This window comes from Listeria aquatica FSL S10-1188 (genome assembly GCF_000525795.1).
Taxonomy (GTDB): domain Bacteria; phylum Bacillota; class Bacilli; order Lactobacillales; family Listeriaceae; genus Listeria; species Listeria aquatica.
In genome coordinates this window covers 101,618-123,650 of the sequence record NZ_AOCG01000006.1, presented here as the reverse complement: position 1 = coordinate 123,650, position 22,033 = coordinate 101,618, and the positions used below count along the sequence as shown (strand labels likewise).

15 protein-coding genes and 8 pseudogenes are annotated in these 22,033 nt (G+C 41.5%); 20 read left to right on the top strand and 3 right to left on the bottom strand.

What is annotated here, in order from left to right:
• Window positions 1-182: 182 nt before the first annotated feature.
• Window positions 183-831: pseudogene (locus MAQA_RS04570) on the top strand (uracil-DNA glycosylase).
• Window positions 828-1,928 carry an NAD(P)/FAD-dependent oxidoreductase gene (locus MAQA_RS04565; protein WP_036071794.1) on the top strand — a complete coding sequence of 367 codons (1,101 nt, stop codon included), beginning with the start codon at window positions 828-830 and terminating at the stop codon, window positions 1,926-1,928. Before MAQA_RS04570 ends, MAQA_RS04565 begins: the two are co-directional and overlap by 4 nt.
• On the opposite strand, the gene MAQA_RS04560 is transcribed toward MAQA_RS04565, so the two are convergent.
• The gene (locus MAQA_RS04560; RefSeq protein ID WP_036071791.1) at window positions 1,925-2,791 is read right to left on the bottom strand and encodes a YitT family protein; all 867 of its coding nucleotides are present in this window, start codon (window positions 2,789-2,791) and stop codon (window positions 1,925-1,927) included. The two genes, MAQA_RS04565 and MAQA_RS04560, sit on opposite strands and share 4 nt — an antisense overlap.
• A 119-nt stretch (window positions 2,792-2,910) precedes the next feature.
• Here MAQA_RS04560 and MAQA_RS04555 point away from each other — a divergent pair, with 119 nt between their 5' ends.
• From MAQA_RS04555 to MAQA_RS04480, 16 genes and pseudogenes are all read left to right on the top strand, one after another.
• On the top strand, window positions 2,911-3,249 hold the full coding sequence (locus tag MAQA_RS04555; protein WP_036071788.1) for a nucleotide pyrophosphohydrolase: 339 nt from the start codon (window positions 2,911-2,913) through the stop codon (window positions 3,247-3,249).
• The gene (gene dapB, locus MAQA_RS04550; RefSeq protein ID WP_241463114.1) at window positions 3,245-4,033 is read left to right on the top strand and encodes a 4-hydroxy-tetrahydrodipicolinate reductase; all 789 of its coding nucleotides are present in this window, start codon (window positions 3,245-3,247) and stop codon (window positions 4,031-4,033) included. Before MAQA_RS04555 ends, dapB begins: the two co-directional genes overlap by 5 nt.
• A 27-nt stretch (window positions 4,034-4,060) precedes the next feature.
• Window positions 4,061-5,233 (top strand): CCA tRNA nucleotidyltransferase, encoded by a 1,173-nt coding sequence (locus MAQA_RS04545; RefSeq protein WP_036071784.1) that lies wholly within the window; start codon window positions 4,061-4,063, stop codon window positions 5,231-5,233.
• Window positions 5,226-6,204: pseudogene (locus MAQA_RS04540) on the top strand (biotin--[acetyl-CoA-carboxylase] ligase). Before MAQA_RS04545 ends, MAQA_RS04540 begins: the two are co-directional and overlap by 8 nt.
• A gap of 135 nt (window positions 6,205-6,339) precedes the next feature.
• Window positions 6,340-6,696, top strand: coding sequence for a thioredoxin family protein (locus MAQA_RS04535; RefSeq protein ID WP_241463091.1), 357 nt, complete (start codon window positions 6,340-6,342; stop codon window positions 6,694-6,696).
• Between the two features lie 240 nt (window positions 6,697-6,936).
• Window positions 6,937-7,146 (top strand): hypothetical protein, encoded by a 210-nt coding sequence (locus tag MAQA_RS04530; RefSeq protein ID WP_036071781.1) that lies wholly within the window; start codon window positions 6,937-6,939, stop codon window positions 7,144-7,146.
• 225 nt (window positions 7,147-7,371) lie between these two features.
• Window positions 7,372-8,211, top strand: coding sequence for a 3-methyl-2-oxobutanoate hydroxymethyltransferase (gene panB / locus MAQA_RS04525; RefSeq protein WP_036071778.1), 840 nt, complete (start codon window positions 7,372-7,374; stop codon window positions 8,209-8,211).
• Entirely contained in the window at window positions 8,211-9,077 is an 867-nt protein-coding gene (gene panC / locus MAQA_RS04520) for a pantoate--beta-alanine ligase (RefSeq protein ID WP_036072167.1), read from the top strand. The genes panB and panC overlap by 1 nt, the downstream gene beginning before the upstream one ends.
• Complete coding sequence (gene panD / locus MAQA_RS04515; protein WP_036071776.1) at window positions 9,062-9,448, top strand: aspartate 1-decarboxylase; 387 nt, start codon at window positions 9,062-9,064, stop codon at window positions 9,446-9,448. Before panC ends, panD begins: the two co-directional genes overlap by 16 nt.
• 37 nt (window positions 9,449-9,485) lie before the next feature.
• Window positions 9,486-12,286: pseudogene (gene dinG, locus MAQA_RS04510) on the top strand (ATP-dependent DNA helicase DinG).
• Between the two features lie 38 nt (window positions 12,287-12,324).
• Complete coding sequence (locus MAQA_RS04505; RefSeq protein WP_420911934.1) at window positions 12,325-12,888, top strand: cell wall elongation regulator TseB-like domain-containing protein; 564 nt, start codon at window positions 12,325-12,327, stop codon at window positions 12,886-12,888.
• A 33-nt stretch (window positions 12,889-12,921) separates the two neighbouring features.
• A complete protein-coding gene (locus MAQA_RS04500; protein WP_036071774.1) occupies window positions 12,922-14,106 on the top strand; it encodes a pyridoxal phosphate-dependent aminotransferase in 1,185 nt (394 codons plus the stop codon).
• A 12-nt stretch (window positions 14,107-14,118) separates the two neighbouring features.
• Window positions 14,119-15,412, top strand: a pseudogene (asnS, locus tag MAQA_RS04495) (asparagine--tRNA ligase).
• Window positions 15,413-15,548: 136 nt separating this feature from the next.
• Window positions 15,549-16,220 carry a DnaD domain-containing protein gene (locus MAQA_RS04490; RefSeq protein WP_241463088.1) on the top strand — a complete coding sequence of 224 codons (672 nt, stop codon included), beginning with the start codon at window positions 15,549-15,551 and terminating at the stop codon, window positions 16,218-16,220.
• 55 nt (window positions 16,221-16,275) lie between these two features.
• Window positions 16,276-16,935, top strand: a complete 660-nt coding sequence (gene nth, locus MAQA_RS04485; RefSeq protein WP_036071772.1) for an endonuclease III — start codon at window positions 16,276-16,278, stop codon at window positions 16,933-16,935.
• Window positions 16,928-17,420: pseudogene (locus MAQA_RS04480) on the top strand (YpoC family protein). Before nth ends, MAQA_RS04480 begins: the two are co-directional and overlap by 8 nt.
• Before the next feature lie 45 nt (window positions 17,421-17,465).
• Here MAQA_RS04480 and MAQA_RS04475 read toward each other — a convergent pair.
• Both MAQA_RS04475 and recU read right to left on the bottom strand, forming a co-directional pair.
• Window positions 17,466-20,053, bottom strand: a pseudogene (locus tag MAQA_RS04475) (transglycosylase domain-containing protein).
• Between the two features lie 27 nt (window positions 20,054-20,080).
• Window positions 20,081-20,681 (bottom strand): annotated as a pseudogene (gene recU, locus MAQA_RS04470) (Holliday junction resolvase RecU).
• Between the two features lie 406 nt (window positions 20,682-21,087).
• Here recU and MAQA_RS04465 point away from each other — a divergent pair.
• Window positions 21,088-21,448 (top strand): annotated as a pseudogene (locus MAQA_RS04465) (YppE family protein).
• Window positions 21,445-21,993: an SLOG family protein gene (locus MAQA_RS04460; RefSeq protein WP_036071767.1), complete on the top strand. Its 549-nt coding sequence runs from the start codon at window positions 21,445-21,447 to the stop codon at window positions 21,991-21,993. Before MAQA_RS04465 ends, MAQA_RS04460 begins: the two are co-directional and overlap by 4 nt.
• Window positions 21,994-22,033 lie beyond the last annotated feature (40 nt).

Below are 22,033 nucleotides of genomic sequence, written 5' to 3'. Positions count from 1 at the left end.
AATGCTTCCTTTTTTTCTTTATTTGAATTTTACGGTACAATGAAACGGGATGGTTCTTGCCGTTTATTTCATTAATTGTAATTTACTAAACAAATCAACCTCATTATCACAAATCAGTAGAGGAATGTCAATAATAGAAAAAGGTGAGAATAGAAGTGACAGAAAGAAAAGCAGAGCGACTTATAACACCGGAAAAACTGGTTACGCTTGTTAAAAAGCGAAGTGAAGCGTTTCGGCTGGAAGGCTTTGTCCCTGGACAAGGAGAAAAGTCAGCTAAAATCATGTTTGTCGGGGAAGCACCTGGAGAAACAGAAGTTCATAATTTGATTCCTTTTAGCGGGCGAGCAGGTGATGAGCTGATGCGCTTTATGGACATTGCTGCGCTCACAAGAAATGATGTATATATAACGAGTGCTGTAAGAAGTAGGCCTTATCGTTATGGCGAAAAAAAAAGATCGTAAAACAGGAGAAATGATCGAGAGGCGCTATAATCGTACGCCAACTCAAAAAGAAATCTATGCGCAGGCTCCCATTCTTGATTTTGAAATTCAAACGTTGCAGCCGAAGTTGATTGTGACGCTTGGAAATATTGGATTAAGGCGTTTACTTGGAAAAGAATATGGGGTCTCTTCTTTACATGGTCAGGTGTTAACAAAACAAGTTCAAAAACTAGCTTCTATTGATGAAGATCGGTTTGAAAAAACAGCAGCATATTACACGATCATTCCCACTTTTCATCCGGCGAGCATTTTTTATAATCGAAAACTCTTACCGTTGATTCAAGCAGATTTTGAAGCGATTGGTTCTTATGTAAAGGAGTATTTAAGATGAAATTTGTAGTTATAGGTTCTGGAATTGTCGGGGCAAGTGCAGCTTACCACCTGGCAAGAAATGGACATGCTGTCACAATCGTTGACCGAAAAGATGCGGGCCAGGCAACGGAACATGCAGCAGGAATTATTTGTCCGTGGGTCTCCAAGCGGCGAAATAAAGTTTGGTATGAACTGGCCAAAGCTAGTGCGCGTTTTTATCCTGAACTAGATCGTGAACTTGCAGATCTAGGGCTTTCTTCTGGATACAAACAAGTTGGGGCGCTTTGTCTGCGGAAAGAAGGGGAAACCCTAGATGCGCTTTATGAGCTTGCAAAAGAGCGTAAGGAAGAAGCGCCTGAGATGGGAACGATTGAAAAGTTGACACCAGAAGAAGTGAAAAAACGCTTTCCACTTGCACGAAACGATTATGGGGCCGTTTCCCTAAGTGGCGGGGGAAGAAGTAAAGGGGCGCTTGTTCGGGATGCTTTGCTTGAAGGGGCCAGTCTTTACGGGGCACAAGTGATACACGGGGATGCAAGCTTGAATCAGAAAATGCGGTTGACTGTTGACGGGGGCAAAATGACATATGACCGGTTACTTCTAGCTACTGGCGCGTGGCTAAATCCGCTTTTAAATGAGGCAGGCTATTCGGCGGATTTGCTCGCTCAAAAAGGGCAACTTCTTTCGCTTCACTTTGAACATTTAGAGATGGGGGACTGGCCAGTGATATTACCGCCGGCATCGAAATCGATTGTACCGTTTGATGGAGGCAACTTGCTTCTTGGTGCGACACATGAAAAAGAAGCCCAGTTTGATCTCACCCCAACAAAGGATGCGCAGGAGGAGATTTTAACTGAGCTTGCGCCGTTTATTCAGCTTGACGAAGAAAAAAGTGAAATGACACTTTCTGTAGGCACTCGGCCATACACTTCGGATTTTACTCCGTTTATCGGAGAATGGCTCCCTAATCAAGTTTTTCTTGCTAATGGGTTGGGAGCTTCTGGGCTAACAACCGGTCCTTTTGTCGGGAAACTGTTAGCGGGGCTTGCGGCAAATGAACCGATTTCTTTCAACCTTGCGCCGTTTGATCCGAAAAAATATATCCAAAAACGTTAATCGAGCGGATTTTTATTTTCATCCAGTGTAAAGCCTTCACCCATCACGTCATGAACAGTGCTAACAGAAACGAAAGCGTGTGGATCGATGGAGTCGATAATTTGTTTTAATTGAATGATTTCATTTTTGGCGACGACGATATAAAGAACGTCTTGATCGAGTTTTGAAAAGCCTCCTCTTCCTTCAAGAATTGTGACGCCACGGTTCATCGTTTGCATGACGCGATCGGCGATTTTCTCGTTCTTTTGCGAGATGATCGTAGCTCCTCTTGCGGCGTAAGCTCCTTCTTGAACGAAGTCAATGACACGAGCGCCGATAAATACGGCAACAAGCGTGTACATCACTTGTCGAATGTCCAAGTAGGAAATGGATGCGGTGAGAACTAGCGCATCGAAGAGAAAAAGAGTCCGTCCCATGCTGATCCCTTTTTTATAGTTTAAGAGTTTTGCAATGATATCGCTGCCACCTGTTGTGCCCCCGTAACGAAAGACAATTCCAAGTCCAATCCCTGTGAACCCACCAGCAAAGAGCGTGACGAGAAGTAAATCAGAATGGAGATCAAGCGTAAAAGGAATCCGCTGGAAAATCCATAAAAATAACGATAGACTAAGTGTGCCAATTCCGGTATACATAAATGCACGGCTTCCAAGTACCCGCCAACCAATCAAAAATAGGGGAGCATTTAGAAGAATATTGGAGTAGGCAGGGTCAATGTGCAAGAAATGTAGCAAAATAAGTGTGATCCCTGTGAGACCACCTTCACCCAGTCCGTTTTGAATGTTAAAATTAACTAAGCCAAAAGCATAAATTGCTGTCCCGAGCATGATAAAAAGAATGTTTTTCAGGCGAATGGTTTTAAGCATGAATTTACTCCTTTCTCGGTCTTTGATAGACGTCATTTATCTACATTCGGTATAATAAGAAGAAGGATATTATTAAGTGTTTACTTTTTTAGTGTATCATAAATTAAGGGGGATTTTACGTGGCGAAGACGATTCAGGAAATGCAAAAAGAAGTTGACCAGTTTATCGGTCAATTTAAAGAAGGCTATTTTTCACCGCTTGCGATGATGGCACGAGTTACAGAAGAAACAGGTGAACTTGCACGCGAAATCAATCATTATTATGGTGAAAAAACTAAGAAGACTTCTGAAGGAGAGAAATCGCTTGAAGAAGAACTCGGAGATTGTTTGTTCGTTTTAACTTGTATGGCTAATTCTTTACATATTGATATGGAAGAAGCACACGACCGGGTGATGCGTAAATTTAAGACACGCGACAAGGATCGCTGGACCAAAAAGGAGGACAATCAAAATGATTAAAGTAGCAGTATCTGGTTTTAAAGGAAGAATGGGGAGTGAAGTCGTACGAACAGTTCTGGCAGAAAAAGATATGGAGCTTGTTGCTGTACTGGACCACGAACCAACTGAAAAAAACATTGCAGAATTGCCAGAGTTTCATGCAGAAAATGTTCCGGTTTACGGGGATCTGGGTCAACTGCTAAGCGAGGCTCATCCGGAAGCTGTTGTTGATTTTACAACTCCAGCGTCTGCTTATCAAAACACCAAAAAGATTATCGAACATGGCGCTCGAGCAATCGTTGGAACGACTGGATTTACGACGGAACAAATTGAGGAGCTTACACACCTTGCAGAAGCAAAACAAACCGGAAGTTTAATTGCACCGAATTTTGCTGTCGGTGCCGTTTTAATGATGCAATTTGCTGAAAAAGTCGCGGCCTACTTTCCCAATGTTGAAATCATCGAACTACACCATGACCGGAAGTTAGATGCACCAAGCGGAACGGCAGTAAAAACAGCAGAAATGATTTCAAAAACGCGTGAGAAAATCAAGCAAGGGCATCCAGATGAAAAAGAAACACTTCCGGGTGCACGCGGTGCTGATTACGAAGGCATGCGCATTCATAGCGTACGTTTGCCGGGCTTAATCGCCCATCAAGAGGTAGTATTTGGTGCGGCCGGCCAAGGCTTAACTATTCGCCACGATTCCTATGATCGCGTTTCTTTCATGTCAGGCGTAACGCTTGCTATTCGTAAAACAGCGGAACTGAAAACCCTGATTTATGGACTAGAAAATATTTTGTAAGGAATCTTTTTAGAATAGGAGAAAAAAATGGATCTCATTTTTGAACAAGCGCTTCCCGTACTCGAAACTTTAGAACAGGCTGGTTATGAAGCTTATTTTGTTGGCGGAGCTGTGCGCGACTATTTGCTTAAGCGCGATGTGAATGATGTTGACATTGCGACGAGCGCTTTTCCTAGCGAAGTGAAGCAACTGTTTCGTAAAACCTATGATACAGGGATTCAGCATGGGACCGTCACCGTGAGGCAGGAGGGGGAGCTCTATGAAGTCACAACTTTTCGAACAGAGGGGAAATACGTGGATTTCAGAAGGCCAAGTGAAGTGCATTTCGTTCGCTCGCTTGAAGAAGATTTACTGCGGCGTGATTTCACCATGAATGCCATTGCGATGGATAAAACAGGAAAGTTACACGACCCATTTTTGGGAGAAACAGCTATTTGGCGACGTGAAATTAAAGCGGTTGGGGAAGCCAAACACCGCTTCAGAGAAGATGCCTTACGGATTATGCGAGCCGTTCGCTTTTTAAGTCAGCTTGAATTTACTCTGGAAGAAAAAACGAGACAAGCTTTGAATGAAGAAGTGGATTTACTTGCGCATACAGCTGTTGAGCGAATTCGAGTTGAGTGGGTCAAACTTGTACAAGGAAAAGGACGTATAAAAGCTTTTGAATTGATTACTGAAATCGGGATGGAACGTTATCTGCCAGGGCTTCTTGGACAAAAAGCAGCACTCGAACGACTAGCACATTTTCGGTTTTCTGAAATACCAAGTGAAGATTTAGTATGGCTTAGTCTTGTTCTCGCGCGGCAACCTGATTCTGTTCGTGCTTTTTTACGAGCTTGGAAGCTTTCTAATCAGCAAGTTAAACGAACCGAACAGGCTTATACCTGGATACAAACTGGGAAACCGTGGACCAAGTATTCACTTTATCAAGCAGGCGCGGAGGGGATTCGTCTTGTGGAAGCTGGGAAAGCCTTAATCGGTGAAGCAAATGATGTCGGGAGTATTCTTGTCAGCTATGAGGCGCTTCCGATTCATGCTTCATCAGAAATCGTGATAGATGGACGATTTTTAATGGCTTTTTATGAAAAAGCTGGGGGTCCCTGGCTTAGGGAGCTGCTCACAGAAATTGAGGAGAAAATTGTTTTAGGTGAACTTCCAAACGAAGAAGAAGCAATCAGGAGGTGGCTTTTGGATGACTAATCAAAATCGGGATAAACTTTTAGCGCTTTTTTCAAAGCACGTGGATCAATTTGTATCCGGACAAGAAATTGCGGAACAACTAGGGATTTCGCGGGCTGCGATTTGGAAACACATGGAAAATCTTCGGAAAGAGGGCTTTCAAATTGAGGCGGTCAGAAACAAAGGCTACCGTTTAGCAAAATTTGGCACGCTTTTCTCGAAAGATAGTTTACTTTTGGGGTTAGAAACGGAATTTACCGGACGCACGTTATATTTTTATGAGGAAGTAGCCTCTACGCAACTGATAGCGCATGAAAAGGTGAATTGTGGTGCACCTGAGGGGACGGCAATCGTCGCTGATTTTCAAAATGCTGGAAAGGGACGACTTAGGCGTGACTGGCTATCAAGCCGCGGGGAAGGGATTTTCACAAGTATCATTTTAAAGCCAGACATCCCTATTACGGAAGTGCCGCAGCTTACTTTTATTGCTTCGCTTGCAGTTGCTGAAACGGTTCAAAAGCTTACGGGACTTGAAGCGAGAATTAAGTGGCCGAATGATATTTACATCGGAAAACGAAAGATTTGCGGTGTGTTAACGGAAATGCAAGCAGAAGCGGAAACGATTCATGCGGTCATCATTGGAATTGGGATGAATGTGAATCAAGCCTCTTTTCCTGATGAACTCAAGCAAAAAGCAACTTCCTTGCGCATGGAAGCGGGAAAAGTGTTTTCGCGAACAGAAATTGTGCAAGAAATTTTTTAAACAACTCGAAAAGTATTATAAACTTTATCTCGAACAAGGATTTGCTCCGATCAAATTACTTTGGGAAGAACAAGCCATTCCTTTTTCAGAACGCATTCAGGTAAGGACGCTTAAGGGAACGATCACGGGTAGAGCTGAGGGGATTTCAGATACTGGTGTGCTATTTGTGCGCGATGATGAAGGAAAGCAACATTCCGTTTATTCGGCGGATATTGAATTTGAAAATTAAGAGCTGAAAAACGCTTTTTCACTGGAAACAAAGGCTTAAAGACGTAAATTTCAAAAAAAGGTGGGCTAGAAACCGCCTTTTTTCGTTTTTTCATTTAGCGCCATTTCCGGTATAATCTAGGTGAGGAGGTTTGGTATGCGAAAATCTATCCATTTACTGCTGATTTCCATTATGGCATTATTGTTACTTAGTGCTTGTGGATCGTTTTCTGATTCTGATAAACAGTCGAGTGAGAAGGCGCAGCAAACGGAAAAAGCTGGCAAGTCATTTTTAAATCCAATCGGAACGGAAAAATTCGCACAGATTGAGATTGACAAACGAACCCAAGTAGTTTATGTAGGGCGACCAACTTGCCCAGACTGTCAGGCTTTTCAACCTATTTTGCAACAGGTCTTAAAAGAAAATGACTGGGGCAAGCTTGACTATTACAACACGGATCAAGCGGGTGAGAAAGATCGTAAGGCAATGATCAGCGCTTTAAAAAAAAGTTAAAATTGATTCGGTTCCGACGTTAATTGCTTTTAAAAATGGAAAAGTTCAAGCGATTTTTCACGGAAATGATTCAAAAAAAGAACTGACCGACTGGCTTAGAAAAAATTTATCATAAAAAAGCGATATTTTTTTTGAAAAATTATCGTTTTTCCCAAATAAAATTCGATTTTTCGTCACATTTTATACGCTTAAGAAGTGCTAAAATAAGGGTGAGGATTTTATTTTGAGGGGATGAGTGAAATGGAGCAGCCCTACATGCGAAAGGAAGAACGCATGACGCTTGCGAGAAAAACGCTTGAAGATATTTTTGAGGAAAATCCGAGCGAAGCTAGAACTTTTTGGGAAATCGTAAGACAAAGTGAAAGCTTGATTGATGAGTTAAGTTTTGATTTGCTTAAACAAGCAGAAAGAGAAGAGGAAGATAAGAAAGAAAAAAAATGCGGAGAGTAACCGTCAAATTATTCCTTTTCCATCTAAGGAAACAAAGTAGCACCGGTCTTTTGGCTGGTGCTTTTTCTTTTGGCGCTAAACTTTAAGGGATTTTAAAAATGTGATAAGATAGCAGATGAAGCTAGGCGAATGATTGTATTCCTAGAGGAAACGATACGGCCCTGTCTTCAAAAAACTAATTTTTGCCGTGATTCGTGATATGAACATGGACGAAAGGATGAAAAAATGAAGAAACCGATTGATTTTTTTGAAATGAAGTCGCGTTCGGAAAAAATTGTGATGATGACAGCGTACGACTATCCATCAGCGAAAAATGCAGAAAGAGCTGGAATGGATCTTATTCTCGTCGGAGACTCACTTGGAATGGTGGTGCTTGGCTATGAATCAACCGTTCCAGTTACACTTTCTGATATGATCCACCATACAAAAGCTGTAAAACGTGGAGCTCCTCATACGTTTGTCGTGACGGATATGCCTTTTATGAGTTATCACGGTTCAACAAGTGAAACACTTCAACATGCACGTTTACTGATTCAAGAAGGCGGCGCCGATGCGATTAAGCTTGAAGGTGCGGGGAGTGTTGTTGGAAAAATCAGGTCGCTAACAGAAGCGGGAGCACCGGTTGTCGCGCACTTAGGTCTTACCCCACAAAGCGTCGGGCTTACAGGGAGTTATAAAGTGCGTGCGAAATCAATGGATGAGGCGAATGCTTTACTTCAACAAGCAAAAGAAGTGGAAGCGGCGGGGGCAATTGCACTGGTTCTTGAAGCCATTCCAAAGCAGCTCGCTGAAAAAGTGACTGAGGCACTTTCGATTCCAACGATAGGTATCGGTGCTGGTGCCGAAACGGATGGACAAGTCCTTGTCTATCATGACATTGTCGGATACGGGATCTCACGGCGGGCGAAGTTCGTGAAAGCTTACGCAGAAGTCGATCAACTGATTGAGCCAGCGCTTAAAGCGTATGTTGCTGATGTAAGAGCGAAAAAATTCCCCGAGGATGTGCATTCGTTTACGATGAAAGAAGAAGAGCTTCGTGGTCTTTACGGGGGAGAAAAAGCATGATGCAGGTTGTTCGTTCGAAGCTCGAATTAAAGAAAATCCTTTCAAGTCAAACAAATAAAAGTATTGGCTTTGTCCCCACAATGGGAAGTTTACATGAGGGGCACCTTGCTTTGATGAAAAAAGCTCGCTTGGAAAATGATTTTGTTGTGGCAAGCGTGTTCGTAAATCCCACGCAGTTTGGCCCAAATGAGGATTTGGATGCTTATCCGCGCGATGAAACAAAAGACATCGAGTTAAGCGAAAATGCGAAAGTCGATCTTTTGTTTATTCCGTCGGTTGAGGAAATTTACCCGCGAAAAGTGAGCGCGCAAGTGAAAGCCGTTCTAGCAGTTGATGTTTTGGACGGGAAAGCACGCCCAGGTCACTTTGATGGGGTCTTGACGGTACTTTTAAAATTATTTATGCTTGTTCAACCGGATCGCGCTTATTTTGGACAAAAAGATGCCCAACAAGTTGCGATCGTTCAAAATTTCGTTTCGGATTATTTTTTACCGGTAGACATTCGTACTGTTGAAACTGTGCGCGAAGCCGATGGTCTTGCAAAAAGTAGCCGAAATGTTAACTTGCTTGAAGAAGAGCGAAATGAAGCTCCTGTGATTCACCGTGCTCTTTTAGCCGGAAAGGATCGCATTTTAAGCGGATGTCAAAGTGAGCAAGAAATTTTAGGAGCGGTTCAGGAAGTCCTTCAAGACGTGACTTTGAAACTCGACTATTTAGCGCTTTATAGTTATCCAGATTTTAAACCTGTTACGGATTTTACGAAGCCAATGGTTCTTGCTGCTGCTGTCAAGTATAAAAAGGCCCGTTTGATCGATAACGAAATTGTTCTGCCAAGCGGAGGTGAAGCCGAATGCTACGAACAATGATGCATGCGAAAATTCACCGCGCGACGATAACGGAAGCCAATTTGAATTATGTAGGCAGTATTACGATCGATGCTGCTTTACTGGAAGCAACAGGGCTTTTGCCAAATGAGCGGGTTCAAATTGTCGATAACCATAATGGAGCCCGATTTGAAACCTATGTTATTGAAGGGGCATATGGAAGTGGCGTGATTTGTGTGAATGGAGCTGCGGCGAGATTAGTTGCTCCAGGGGATACGATCATCATTATGGGCTATGCGCAGATGGAAACTCTGGAAGCTAAGAAACTGGTTCCAAAGGTGATTGTGTTAAATGAACAAAATCAAATTACTGAAAGGCTCTATCAGGAGTTGCCGGAAACAACACTCGAATAATTAGTGCGGCGGATCGGATTTTAGGAAGGTGAAGAAAATGAAAAGCAGATTGAAAAAATATGTGGTTGTGGATCTCGAGACGACTGGGAATCAAGCCTCAAAAGAAGACCGAATCATTCAGTTCGCAGCCGTCATGGTAGAAGATGGGAAAATTGTTCAGCGCTTTTCAACTTTTATCAATCCAGAAAAGCCGATTCCGCCGTTTATTAAAGAACTCACAGGGATTGATTCGAAGGACGTTTTAGATGCTCCTCTTTTTGAAGATGTTGCAGAAACCATTTATGCGCTACTAGAAGGCACTATTTTTGTCGCGCATAATGTCTCATTTGATTGGACTTTTTTACAAAAAGAGATGTTCAGAATCGGAATGACGCCGCCCAAAATCCCACTACTAGATACGGTTGAATTAGCGCGGATTCTTTATCCAGAAATAGATAGCTATAAGTTGCAGGATCTTGGAGATGAATTTGGACTCGCACATGAAAATCCTCACCAAGCTGATAGCGATGCAGAAGTAACCGCACTTTTGCTTATTCAGCTACTAACAAAGCTTGAAGCGCTCCCACTCCCACTGGTTGAAAAATTAACAGCGATTGCTAGCCCATTAAAAAATCATTTGCCAACACTTTTATTTGAGACCGAGATGAAGAAAGGGAAGCAGCACGAGGAGATGCCAGATCATCTTTTTATTTACCGTGGCCTTGTCCTGCGCAAAAAGCAGTTACCGAAAGTTCAAGCGCAAAAAGCCGATACTCGTCGAACTTTCCCGCAGGAAGTGAAAGAAAAGGAAGCCCTCTTAAAACAAGCGGGAACGCCGCTTTATGCAAGAAACGGTCAGTTTGAAATGATGAATTTAGTGTATCGTGCCATGCAAGAGAAAAAACATGCGTTGATTGAGGCGGGAACTGGGATCGGAAAGTCGCTTGGCTATTTTTTTCCAGCACTATATGTGGCAAAAGAAAGGGAGCAACCCGTTTTAATCAGTACATATACAAATGCGTTACAGACGCAGCTTTTTGAAAAAGATGTTCCGCTTGCGAGAAGTCTTGCGGGGATGGGCGTTCGTGCAGAGATTTTGAAAGGGCGAGAGCATTATCTTAATTTATTTAAGTTTGAGCAGCTATTAAATGAATCTGATCCGCAATATGATGTTGTGGTGACGAAAATGAAGCTTTTAGTATGGCTTTCAGAAACAGAAACGGGCGATATTGATGAAGTCAACTTGTCAAGTGGAGGCGCGCTGTTTTGGAATCGGCTGAAACACACGGGCTGGTACTTAAATGAAAGCGATGACCCGTGGATTCAATATGATTTTTATAAATTCAGCGTTAAAAAAGCGCAACAGGCTGATCTTTTAATCGTGAATCATGCTCTTCTTTTAGCTGACCATTTCCAAGCAAGAAAAATTTTGCCGGAGTATTCTGTTGCTGTCATTGATGAGGCACATCATTTTGCTGAAAGTGCGCGCGAGAAAAAAAGCTTTATTTTGTCTTACCGTAAAGTTAAATATTTTCTAAATCAATTAGGATCGCTTGAAAAATATTCCCTCCTTAGCCGGCTTGCTTTTGTGTTTCCGGGCGAAGAGAGTTTATTTGATTTAAATATTGCACAGGTGAAATTAAACGAAGCCATTGAAGACTTTTTTACAGAACTACATGCTCTTCTAGTGAATACGAAAAAAGCAGATACAAAACTTGTACTGATTGAAAATACAGAAGTCGTTCACTTTACGGAAACGCTACGTTATGCAGCAGATAATGTTGCCGTGCTTTTCCATGAAGTGGAAAGAAACTTAAGTAATTTACTTGAAAAAGGGCGAGCTGAGGCACCACTTAAAGAAGCAGAAACTGCTTTTGTGGAAGAAGTGTACTCCTTTTTGCTTGACTGGAAAGCGATGAGTGATGAATTTAGAAGGCTTGAAGTAAACAGCGAAGAAGTTATGACGATTACGCTTGAATCAGATAAAAACCATCACGTTTCGAGTTTACGGATCATTGGTTCTTACATGACTCCTGAAGAGGCACTAAAAGAGGCTTTCTTCTCCAAAAAGGAAAGTGTCATTTTAACGTCGGCCACGCTTTCTGTAAATGGCAAGTTCACTTATATAAAAAAAAGAACTAGGACTTAATACAACGGACCTTATTGAAGCACAAATTCCTTCGCCGTTCAATTACGCAGAGCAAGCGCGCATTTTAATGCCAAATGATATGCCACAAATTAAAGGCACACCAGTTGCCAAATATACGCAAATACTGGCGGATTATTTGAGCGAAATGCTGTTAATTACAAAAGGAAAGATGCTTGTGCTCTTTACATCTCATGAAATGCTTCGGCTTGTGTATAGCTACTTGAAAGAGCGTCAAGAACTGGAAGAATTTATGATACTAGGACAAGGCCTTTCAAGTGGCAGTGTCAATCGTTTAACGAAACAGTTTCGGCAGTTTGATAGGGCAGTTCTTCTTGGAACCACGAGTTTCTGGGAAGGGATTGACATCCCGGGCGAAGCCCTTAGTTGTCTTGTTATTGTTCGCCTTCCTTTTGCACCTCTTGATGATCCTTATACGAAAGCACAAATTGATTTGCATAAAAAACGTGGGGAAAATGCTTTTCAAACCTTTTCGCTTCCACAAGCTGTGCTTCGGTTTAAACAAGGGTTTGGTCGTTTGATCCGACGAGAAACGGACCGTGGTATTGTCGTGATCTTTGATAATCGTGTGGATACGACGACTTTCGGTCAAAGTTTTTTTAAATTCTATTCCCGATGTGACAGAAGTCAAAGGGGATAAATCGGTTTTGCTTGAAGAAATGACGAACTTTTTTGAGGAAGAAGAGGAGTAACACTTCAAAAATGAGGTTTGAATTGCTATAATAAGAACATGTTTAGCATTCTTCTGCCGAATGTTCGGCAATTTGAAGAAAGAAATGAGAGGAATATGTTGCGAACAAGGAGAAAACGTAGAATTCTACCTATAATTCTGATTCCGCTTGCGGTTGTCGTCGTCGTTTTTCTAGTGGGAATTTGGTTTTTAAATTATTCCGAAAAACCGATTAAAAAAACAGAAGCAGCGGCACTTTCACGAATTAAAGGAAGTGTAGATTTAAAGAAACAAGATCAGTTCTATCTTTATAATGGAACGAAAGAGACCTACTATGTTTTAACAGGAGAAAATAAAGCCGGGAAAAAAATTATCGTCTGGGTTCCCAAAAAGAAATCTGGGGAAATCTTAGTGAAATATGCTTCAGATGGTATTTCAGCACAGAAAGCGCGGGAAATTGTTGAGGCAAAGAAAAAGCCAGCCAAGATTCTGAACGTGACACTTGGAATGGAAGACGGCGTCCCATTATGGGAAGTAAGCTATTTGGATAAAGACGATCAATTAGGTTATTATGACATGTCGTTTAGCGAAGGAAAGTGGCTACGACAAATTGAAAACTTATAAACGCAAGAAGAGTTCGAATTGGAGGAGAGAAAGATGAAACAGCCTTTGTCAAACCGTGTAGAACAAGTTGCCCCTTCCCCTACGCTTTTTATTACGGCAAAAGCCAAAAAAATGAAGCAAGAGGGCATTGATGTAATTGGGCTTGGAGCAGGAGAGCCAGATTTTAATACTCCAGAGAATATCATTCAAGCAGCTTATCGCTCCATGGAAGAAGGCCATACGAAATATACACCTTCAAGTGGTATTAAAGAATTAAAAGACGCGATTTCTGAAAAATTAAAGCGAGATCAGTCACTTGATTACTCGGAGGAACAAATTTTTGTAGGGACAGGAGCGAAGCATGTCCTTTATTCTGCGTTTCAAGCGATTATCAATCCAGGCGATGAAGTGATTATTCCGGTTCCGTATTGGGTAACCTATCCAGAACAAGTCAAACTTGCCGGAGGCGTTCCTGTTTTTGTGGAAACGGGTTTTGATCAAGATTTTAAAATTCTTCCAGCTGATTTTGAAAAAGCTATCACTGCGAAGACGAAAGCCATTGTGTTAAACTCTCCCAACAATCCAACCGGGATGAGTTATTCAAGTGATGAGTTAAAAGCCCTCGGCGAACTGGCGGTTCAGCACGATCTTTATATGATTTCCGATGAGATTTATGAAAAACTATATTATGGGGATAAAAGTGATCTTGTTTCTGTGGCAAGTTTTGGCCCGGAATTTTACGAGCGAACGATTGTTGTAAACGGTGTTTCGAAAGCCTATGCCATGACGGGTTGGCGAATCGGTTATGCAGCTGGTCCGCGTCCAGTTATAGCGGCAATGGGGAAACTAGCAGATCACATGACGAGTAATCCAAGTGTGAGTGCGCAATATGCTGCGCTTGAGGCTTATACTGGCAGTCAAGAAGTGCCTGAAAAAATGTATCAGGCATTTGAAGAGCGTATGGAACGCTTTTACCCGCAACTTGAAAAGATCCCTGGCTTTAAACCGAAAAAGCCAGACGGTGCTTTTTACTTTTTCATAGAAGCAAAAGAAGCAGCGAAACAAAAGGGATTCCATTCAGTGGATGCTTTTGCCGAGGCCTTGTTGAACCAAGCGCTTGTTGCGGTTATTCCTGGATCTGGGTTTGGGATGCCAGATTATATTCGGTTGTCTTATGCAACTGATCCTGACCTTTTCCAAACGGCATTAAACCGAATTCAAGATTTTATGATGAAATAGGGAGTGTAAATAGTGAAAATAACAATTAATCAAGCAAAAGATTATGTCAATCAAGAAGTTACAATTGGCGTTTGGCTTTCTAATAAGCGGTCGAGCGGTAAAATTGCTTTCTTGCAAATGCGTGATGGCACAGCTTTCATGCAAGGGGTAGTCGTAAAAGCGGAAGTAGAAGAAGAAATTTTCCAACTTGCGAAAAGCATGACCCAAGAAACAAGCTTTTATGTAACAGGAACGATCCAAGAAGACACTCGTTCTCCATTTGGATATGAAATGGCTGTAAAGGGGATTGAAGTTATTGCTGAAGCGCATGACTACCCAATCACACCAAAAGAACATGGAACAGAATTTTTAATGGATCATCGTCACCTCTGGTTGCGTTCGAACCGTCAACATGCCATTATGAAAGTGCGAAACGAAATTATTCGTGCGACATATGAGTTTTTTAACCGTGAAGGCTTTATCAAAATTGACCCACCAATTCTTACGGGAAGTGCACCGGAAGGAACGACAGAACTCTTCCATACGAAATATTTTGATGAAGATGCTTATCTCTCGCAAAGTGGTCAACTTTATATGGAAGCTGCAGCGATGGCATTTGGAAAAGTTTTTTCATTCGGGCCTACATTCCGTGCTGAAAAATCGAAAACACGCCGTCATTTGATTGAATTCTGGATGATCGAACCAGAAATGGCCTTCTACGAACTAAAAGACAGTCTAGAAGTACAAGAGAATTATGTGGCTTTTCTAGTAAAATCTGTACTCGATCATTGTGCGCTTGAACTTGAACGCCTTGGACGAGATACAACGGTTCTTGAAAAAATGACAGCACCATTCCCTCGAATTACTTATACAGATGCGGTTGAGTTATTAAAAGAAAAAGGGCTTTGATGATATTGAATGGGGCGAAGACTTTGGCGCGCCACATGAAACAGCCATCGCAGATAGCTTTGACAAACCGGTTTTCATTACGCATTATCCGAAGGGAATCAAACCATTTTATATGCCAGAAGATCCGGAAAACCCAGATGTGGTACTTTGTGCGGATTTGATTGCGCCTGAAGGTTATGGTGAAATTATTGGCGGCTCCGAACGGATTCATGACTTAGAGGTTCTTCTGGAGCGCATCCGGGAGTTTGGCCTAGATGAGGAAGCCTACAGCTGGTATATTGATCTTGCCCGTTACGGATCGGTTCCTCATTCTGGCTTTGGCCTTGGCCTTGAGAGAACAGTCGCATGGCTTACAGGAGCGGAACATGTTCGTGAAACCATTCCATTCCCACGTTTACTGAATCGTCTTTATCCTTAAAAAGAAAAATTAATTTCGAAAAGCAAGTGCTGTGAATCGCCTTGCTTTTCGTTTTTTTTTCTTACCCGAAAAATCGTTTTGAACTAGATTTTCTTATTATTCGGGTCTATGCTATAATTTGGATGAGGTGTTTAGGATGGATCAAAATTTAACGAGAGACTGGATCATAGAAGGCGTTGTCTCCCTTCCACAAGTTGTTATGCGCCATTATGCAGCGCTTCAAATGAATGAAACAGAACTAGTGCTTATCTTGCAGATTGAATCGTTTCGCACGGCTGGAAATCCCTTCCCTTCCATGGAAGAATTAGCGGAGCGAATGACACTTGGAAAAGAAAACGTGATGCGTCTTGTAGAGACGCTTTTTCATAAGGGAATTCTTATGATTGAACAAGATCAAGCAAGTGGCGTGCTAACGGAGCGCTATTCATTGGCACCGCTTTATCATAAACTGGAAGCGTATTTAGAAAACGAAGAATTGCGCACGCAAGTGCAACAAGATGAAGAAAATGAAATTCACGTGTACCGCTTATTTGAGTCAGAATTTGGTCGTCCGCTGTCACCGATTGAAGCTGAAATGATTTCTGGTTGGCTAGATCAAGATCGGTTTGCGCCGGCTCTTGTTCGTGAAGCATTAAAAGAAGCCGTGATTGCTCAAAAAAAGAATTTCCGATATATTGATCGAATTTTACTAAATTGGAAAGATAAAGGTGTCAAAACGGTGGAAGAGGCACAACGAGCGGCAGAAGAATTTCATCAACATGGTCGTACTGGCTTTTCAAGTACGCCAAACGAAATCAAAAAAAAGTAAAAATTCCATACCGCTTTACGATTGGCTGGAAAACAGAAAAGGGTGACAAACAAAGATGCTGAATAAAAAACAAACCATTTTTTGCATTCAAGAGATGGAAAAAATGTTTCCGAATGCTCACTGTGAACTAGTCCATAAAAATACGTTTGAACTTTTGATTGCTGTAGTGCTTTCAGCGCAGTGTACGGATGCGCTTGTCAATAAAGTAACAGCTTCACTTTTTGAAAAATATCAGACACCTGAAGATTATCTCGCTGTTCCGCTTGAAGAATTGGAAAGCGACATTCGCTCGATTGGTTTATATCGCAATAAAGCAAAGAACATACAAGGGTTGTCATGTCGTTTAATTGAAGCGTTTAATGGTGAAGTGCCCGATACACATGAAGCCCTTGAAAGCCTGCCTGGAGTTGGTCGAAAGACTGCGAACGTTGTTTTATCAGTGGGATTTGGAATTCCTGCGATTGCAGTTGATACGCATGTGGAACGTGTGACAAAGCGACTTGCAATATGCAGATGGAAGGATTCTGTTCAAGAAGTAGAAGAGACACTCAAACGAAAGTTACCCACAGAAATGTGGTCGCAAGCGCACCATGATTTGATTTTCTTTGGGCGCTATCACTGCAAAGCAAGAAAACCGGAATGCCCAACTTGTCCATTACTTTCGATTTGCCGGGAAGGAAAAAAACAAGCGAAAGCGAGAGGATTTGATGGTTAAGCTTGAATATGCTAAAGAGCTCGTTCACGAGGCCTTTCCAGCACCACTCATTGAAAGCGACTCACTCGATGTGGATTCGATTTTTGTGAGTGGAGTACCGTTTTGGCAAGAGCAACTTTTTTATCAAGAAAATGGGGGAGTGAGACCTTGGGAATTTGACCGGGCGAAAGCTTGTCGCAAACTTGGAAAACAAATGACGGCTTTATTAGAAAACCTAGATGCGGTTCTTAGAGCTCATGAAAAGCCTGATCCGGCAATTGTTCGTGATGCACAAGGCCTTTTTTTTATCTGTTTTATTTTGGAGCAACGGGCGGCCTGTCAAGCTGGACCAGTTAGAGCAAGCGGTATCCGAGTTAGAATTAAAGCCCCTAAATTGCTACGACAGACTTACGTATTGCTTAGAACGCGGGAATACCTTCCTTGGCTTTCGCGGATTAAATGAATTAATGCTTGAACAACGAAAGTTAATCGCTAAACAAGGCTAATCTGCTGAACAAAAAAAAGCTCCTCAACTGAGGAGCTTTTTTTGTTCAGCTTCCGGTTTCCCGTGTGGCTTGGTTGTTATTATCTTGATTTGGTGGGTTTTGATCATTTCCATCATTATTATCTGAGTTTCCATTTTCATTTCCGCCAGTCTCTTCTTTTGGAATCGTGACGCTTGTAGAAGCTGCCGGACTTGTTTTCCCATCTTTCACTGCGACAACAGAAATCGTTGTGACAGATCCAGGAGTTCCACCTGAAATATTAATGGAAGTTGAAGAAACACTTGAAGTTTGACCGTTTACGGTGACTTGATAAGAAGCGGCTCCATTTACAGGACTCCAACTTGCTGTAATTTGTTTAGTTGCAGCGTTATAGCTTGCATTTAAACCAGCAGGTGCTGTAAGTACGTTCGCTTTTTCCTCTTCTTGTTTTTTACGTTCTTCTTCCTCTTTTTTCTTCTGTTCTTCTAGACGTTTTTGTTCTTCTTCTTCTTTTTGTTTATCAAGTTCTTCTTTTGAATTGTCATCTTCATCATCGCTATCACTACTGTTTGAACTACCTGCTGCGCTACCTGTTCTGCTTGGGACCGTTCCTTTAACGAAGAGTTCGTTTGTAATAGCGGAGCTTGGTGTACCAGATGCCGCAACAGTTGGCGGGTTCGATCCTTTTAAGATCGGAACAGAAACAACACTACTAGGTTTCTTAAAGTCAGAGGTGTTTTTTCCTTCTGATACGTGCGCCATTAATTTGCTAAACATGCGCTGTGAAATTTTCTGTTCATTTGAAGAGAGATAGTTTTTAAGGTTGTCATAGCCGGTCCAAACAGCGATCGAATAGTCGGTTGTATAACCTGCAAACCAAGCATCTCGAGCAGCTCCTTTTGGATAGCTATATTTATTTTGGGCTTCTTCGTCAAAGTTTGTTGTCCCTGTTTTCCCAGCTGCAGGAACGCCTGGAACAGCAGCACTCGTCCCAGTTCCTCTCGAAAGAACATCTTTTAGCATATCAGAAATCATATAAGCAGTAGACTCTTTCATTGCTGTTTCGCTTTTAGGCTCCATATCCATCGTTGTGTCGCCATCTGAAAGGACGATTTTTTTGATAGCATGAGGCTTATTATAAACCCCTTGATTCCCGAAAGCCGCATAAGCGCCAGCTAATTGAACAGGATTCGATTCGTTCGCACCGATTGCGTAAGACTCATAAAACTCTTTGTAGTTAAACCCGAGTTTATCTGTAAAAGTTTTTGCTTTGTTGAGTCCAACCGTTTGTAAAGCTTTTAGTGCTGGAATGTTTCGCGACATATAAAGCGCTTCGCGAACGGTAAGAGAACCTTTATAGCTTAAATCCCAGTTGTTGATTTCATTTCCAGAAGAATAGCTGTAAGGTGCATCTTTAAGCACTTTAGCGGTCGACCAGTTGAGGTATTCAATTGCTGGACCATAATCTGCGATCGGCTTCATGGTGGAACCAACTTGACGTTTAAGCTGTGTGGCATAGTTATAGCCACGCGTCACATTTTCTTTTTGATTACGCGAGCCACCGATCGCTTCAATGCGACCGTTTTTGGTGTTTTGAAGAACAATCCCGGCTTGCATTTTGTCATCAGAAAATTGAACAACATCATTTGAATTAAGCATTTCTTCCGTATACTTTTGAGCATCTTGATCAAGCGAAGTATAAATGGTGAGCCCATCTTTATAAACATCATATTCTTTTGGAATTTCGCTTAGAACTTGTGTGACGTAAGCATCGTATTTATAAGTTTTGTCTTTACGATCAGCTTCCGAGCGAAGTCCAGTTGCAACTTGAACCGTTTTTGCTTGGTCCATTTCTGATTTTGTGATTTTTCCATTTTTGTACATATTAGAAAGGACGATATCACGCCGTTTTTTAGCTGCTTCTGGATGGTCGTATGGGTTATAATTGTTTGGACTTTGTGGCATACCAGCGATGAGTGCTGTTTCTGCAAGATTTAATTTATCTAATTTTTTGCCAAAATAATGTTCCGCAGCCGTTTCCATTCCGTGAACTCGGTCAGACATGTAAACTTTGTTGACATAAATTTCGATGATATCTTGTTTGCTATATTTTTCTTCAAGTTTAAGGGCGAGATAAGCCTCTTGGGCTTTCCGTCCAAGTGTTTTATTCGTGTAGTCAAGGTAAGACATCTTGATAATTTGCTGAGATAACGTACTTGCTCCCTCAGCTCCAAAGCCTTCTTTAACGTTAGCAATGACAGCTCCGCCAAGTCGAATCGGATCAAGGCCATCATGTTCATAAAACCGTGTGTCCTCTGTCGAAAGAATGGCATCTTGAAGAGATTTTGGAATATCTTTATATTCAATATAATCGCGGCGTTCTGTTCCAACTTCCGCAAAAACCTTCCCGTCTTTATCGAGTAATTTAGAAGAAAGCGGGTCACGCAATTTAGAATCTGAAAGTTCAGGCGCATCTTTTGCGTAACTATAAAAGACGGTTGCTCCTATGGCGATTCCAAAAAAAAGCACAAAAAAAGAGCCGCAAAGAAAACAAATTTAAGTATTTTTTTTCCAGTTACTTTTTTCGGTTTTTTAGGGGGAACTCCAGATTTCTGGCTACGAAATTCCGCTCGTGTTTGCAGTTTGTCTGCCATTAAAAATTCTCTCCTTTAAAAATTCGATTAAAAGCACTTTTGGTCAATAATAGACAAAAAGTCTAATCGAGGATTTAGACCATAAGGAATTTGGTCAGAATGTTGTCTAATCTCATCTAGTGTAATGGATTTTCGTCCGCCTTGAAGCATGCGCTCCCAGAAGGGGAAAAAAGCATCGAACATCGTGAGATAAACTTCCCCAAGTCCGCTGAACGAAGTAATAACAAAGGCAATGCCTTCTTGTTTAGTCACTTGTGTCATGTGTTCAATTTGATGGGGATGGAAATTACTTAGTGGAAAAGCGGTTTTGTTTTTAGTTTCCTTCGCTTCAAAATCCAAGTACTTTCCATTATAGACGCCATTATAGTCTGTTGTTGAAGGCCGCTTAAAATAAGCCTCTTTGATCATAGCACTACTCCGTTTTGGATAGTCCACTTGAACAATTTGAACCGGAGTTGGCTTTTTATGAATGACAGCCCGTTCTTGTGCTAGATAATAGGTATTGGTATCGTTTAAATCATCCTCTAGCGACATTCCTCGGTTACCAAATTCGATTTGTTTCTTGGTACTTTGCGGTTTTTGCCACTCTTTTTTGGATTTTTTAACCATTCGGATAGCCAATTGCCATACTATCACCTCTTTTTCATAGCGATTCGTTTTGAACCATTCTTCATTATACCATTTCAAACAGAAAGTGCAATATTATACACGTGTGGTGGCTTTTGCAAGATAGATTAGAAAAAAGCTTTACTTTCTAGCTTCTATCTTTAAAAAGCTAGAGCCTCCCACTTTTAAGGAACAAAATCAACCATCTGAAAAAATGGAGACAATCATCCTCCTAAAAGCTCGTTTTGCGGTGTTAGAGGGGGGGGAACCATGAACGATTAACTCGTTGAGAAAAATTTTCATAAGGATTCGTTTTTGGAGAAACTTTCGGCCTGTTTTTTGGTGGCTTTAAAACAAGCATGTTCTTATCGTTTTTTTGGGGCAGTATGATATGCTAACAAAAGAAGGTATGAAAGGAACGCAGAGAAATGAAAGAATTAAAACAAAAAACGGAACGGTTGCAAGAACAAAATGAAAAAAAATTGGCAGAAGTATCTAGCAAATCGTGAAAATCAAGCAGAATTTGACTTTTATCAAGATATGAAGCCTTTTGTAGATGACGCAAAAGAACTCGCAGATACCTTTTTACAAGAAGCGATTCCCTGGGTAAATGAAGTGCACCCACACTATTTAACAGAAATGCAGCTTAGACAGTGCTGTGACAATATTCAAATGACAGCGGTAAATGCTTTTAATGGCAAATCCTTTTATAAGCATTTCCACGATCACTACGAATCTTCTAAATACACACTCGAACGCGTTTACCGCAGTTTGGAGGAAGCAGATTGAAATCAGTTGTTTTAACAGGCTATAAAAACTTTGAACTGGGTATTTTTAAACGTGATGCCCCGGAAAGTAAGTATATTCGGTTAGCACTGGAAAAGAAATTAGCGATGTATCTGGAAGATGGGCTCGAATGGGTGATTATCTCTGGACAGCTGGGAACAGAGCTTTGGGCAGGGGAAGTGGTTTTGGCTCTTAAAGAAAAATCTTTTCCTATTAAATTAGCAATTCTTGAACCATTCACAGGGCAAGCCGAAAATTGGAATGAAGCGAATCAGCTTTGGCAAGAAGAAGTCATGAGCGGCGCCGATTATCACGCTTATATCACAGAACGCCCTTATGAAAACCCGGGGCAGTTTGAACTACGAGACCGATTTTTAATTGACCACACGGACGGGGCGCTTTTACTTTATGACCTTGAGAAGGAAGGTTCACCACGCTTTTTTTACGAACGCGCGTTGCAAGAAGCGAAATCGGACAATTATCAGCTTGAATTAATTGACTTTTATGAGCTACAAGAAATGGTTTACGAAACTGAAACTGATTTCTAAAGGTTTTTTTAAAAAAAAGAGGGTTTACATTGACAAATGT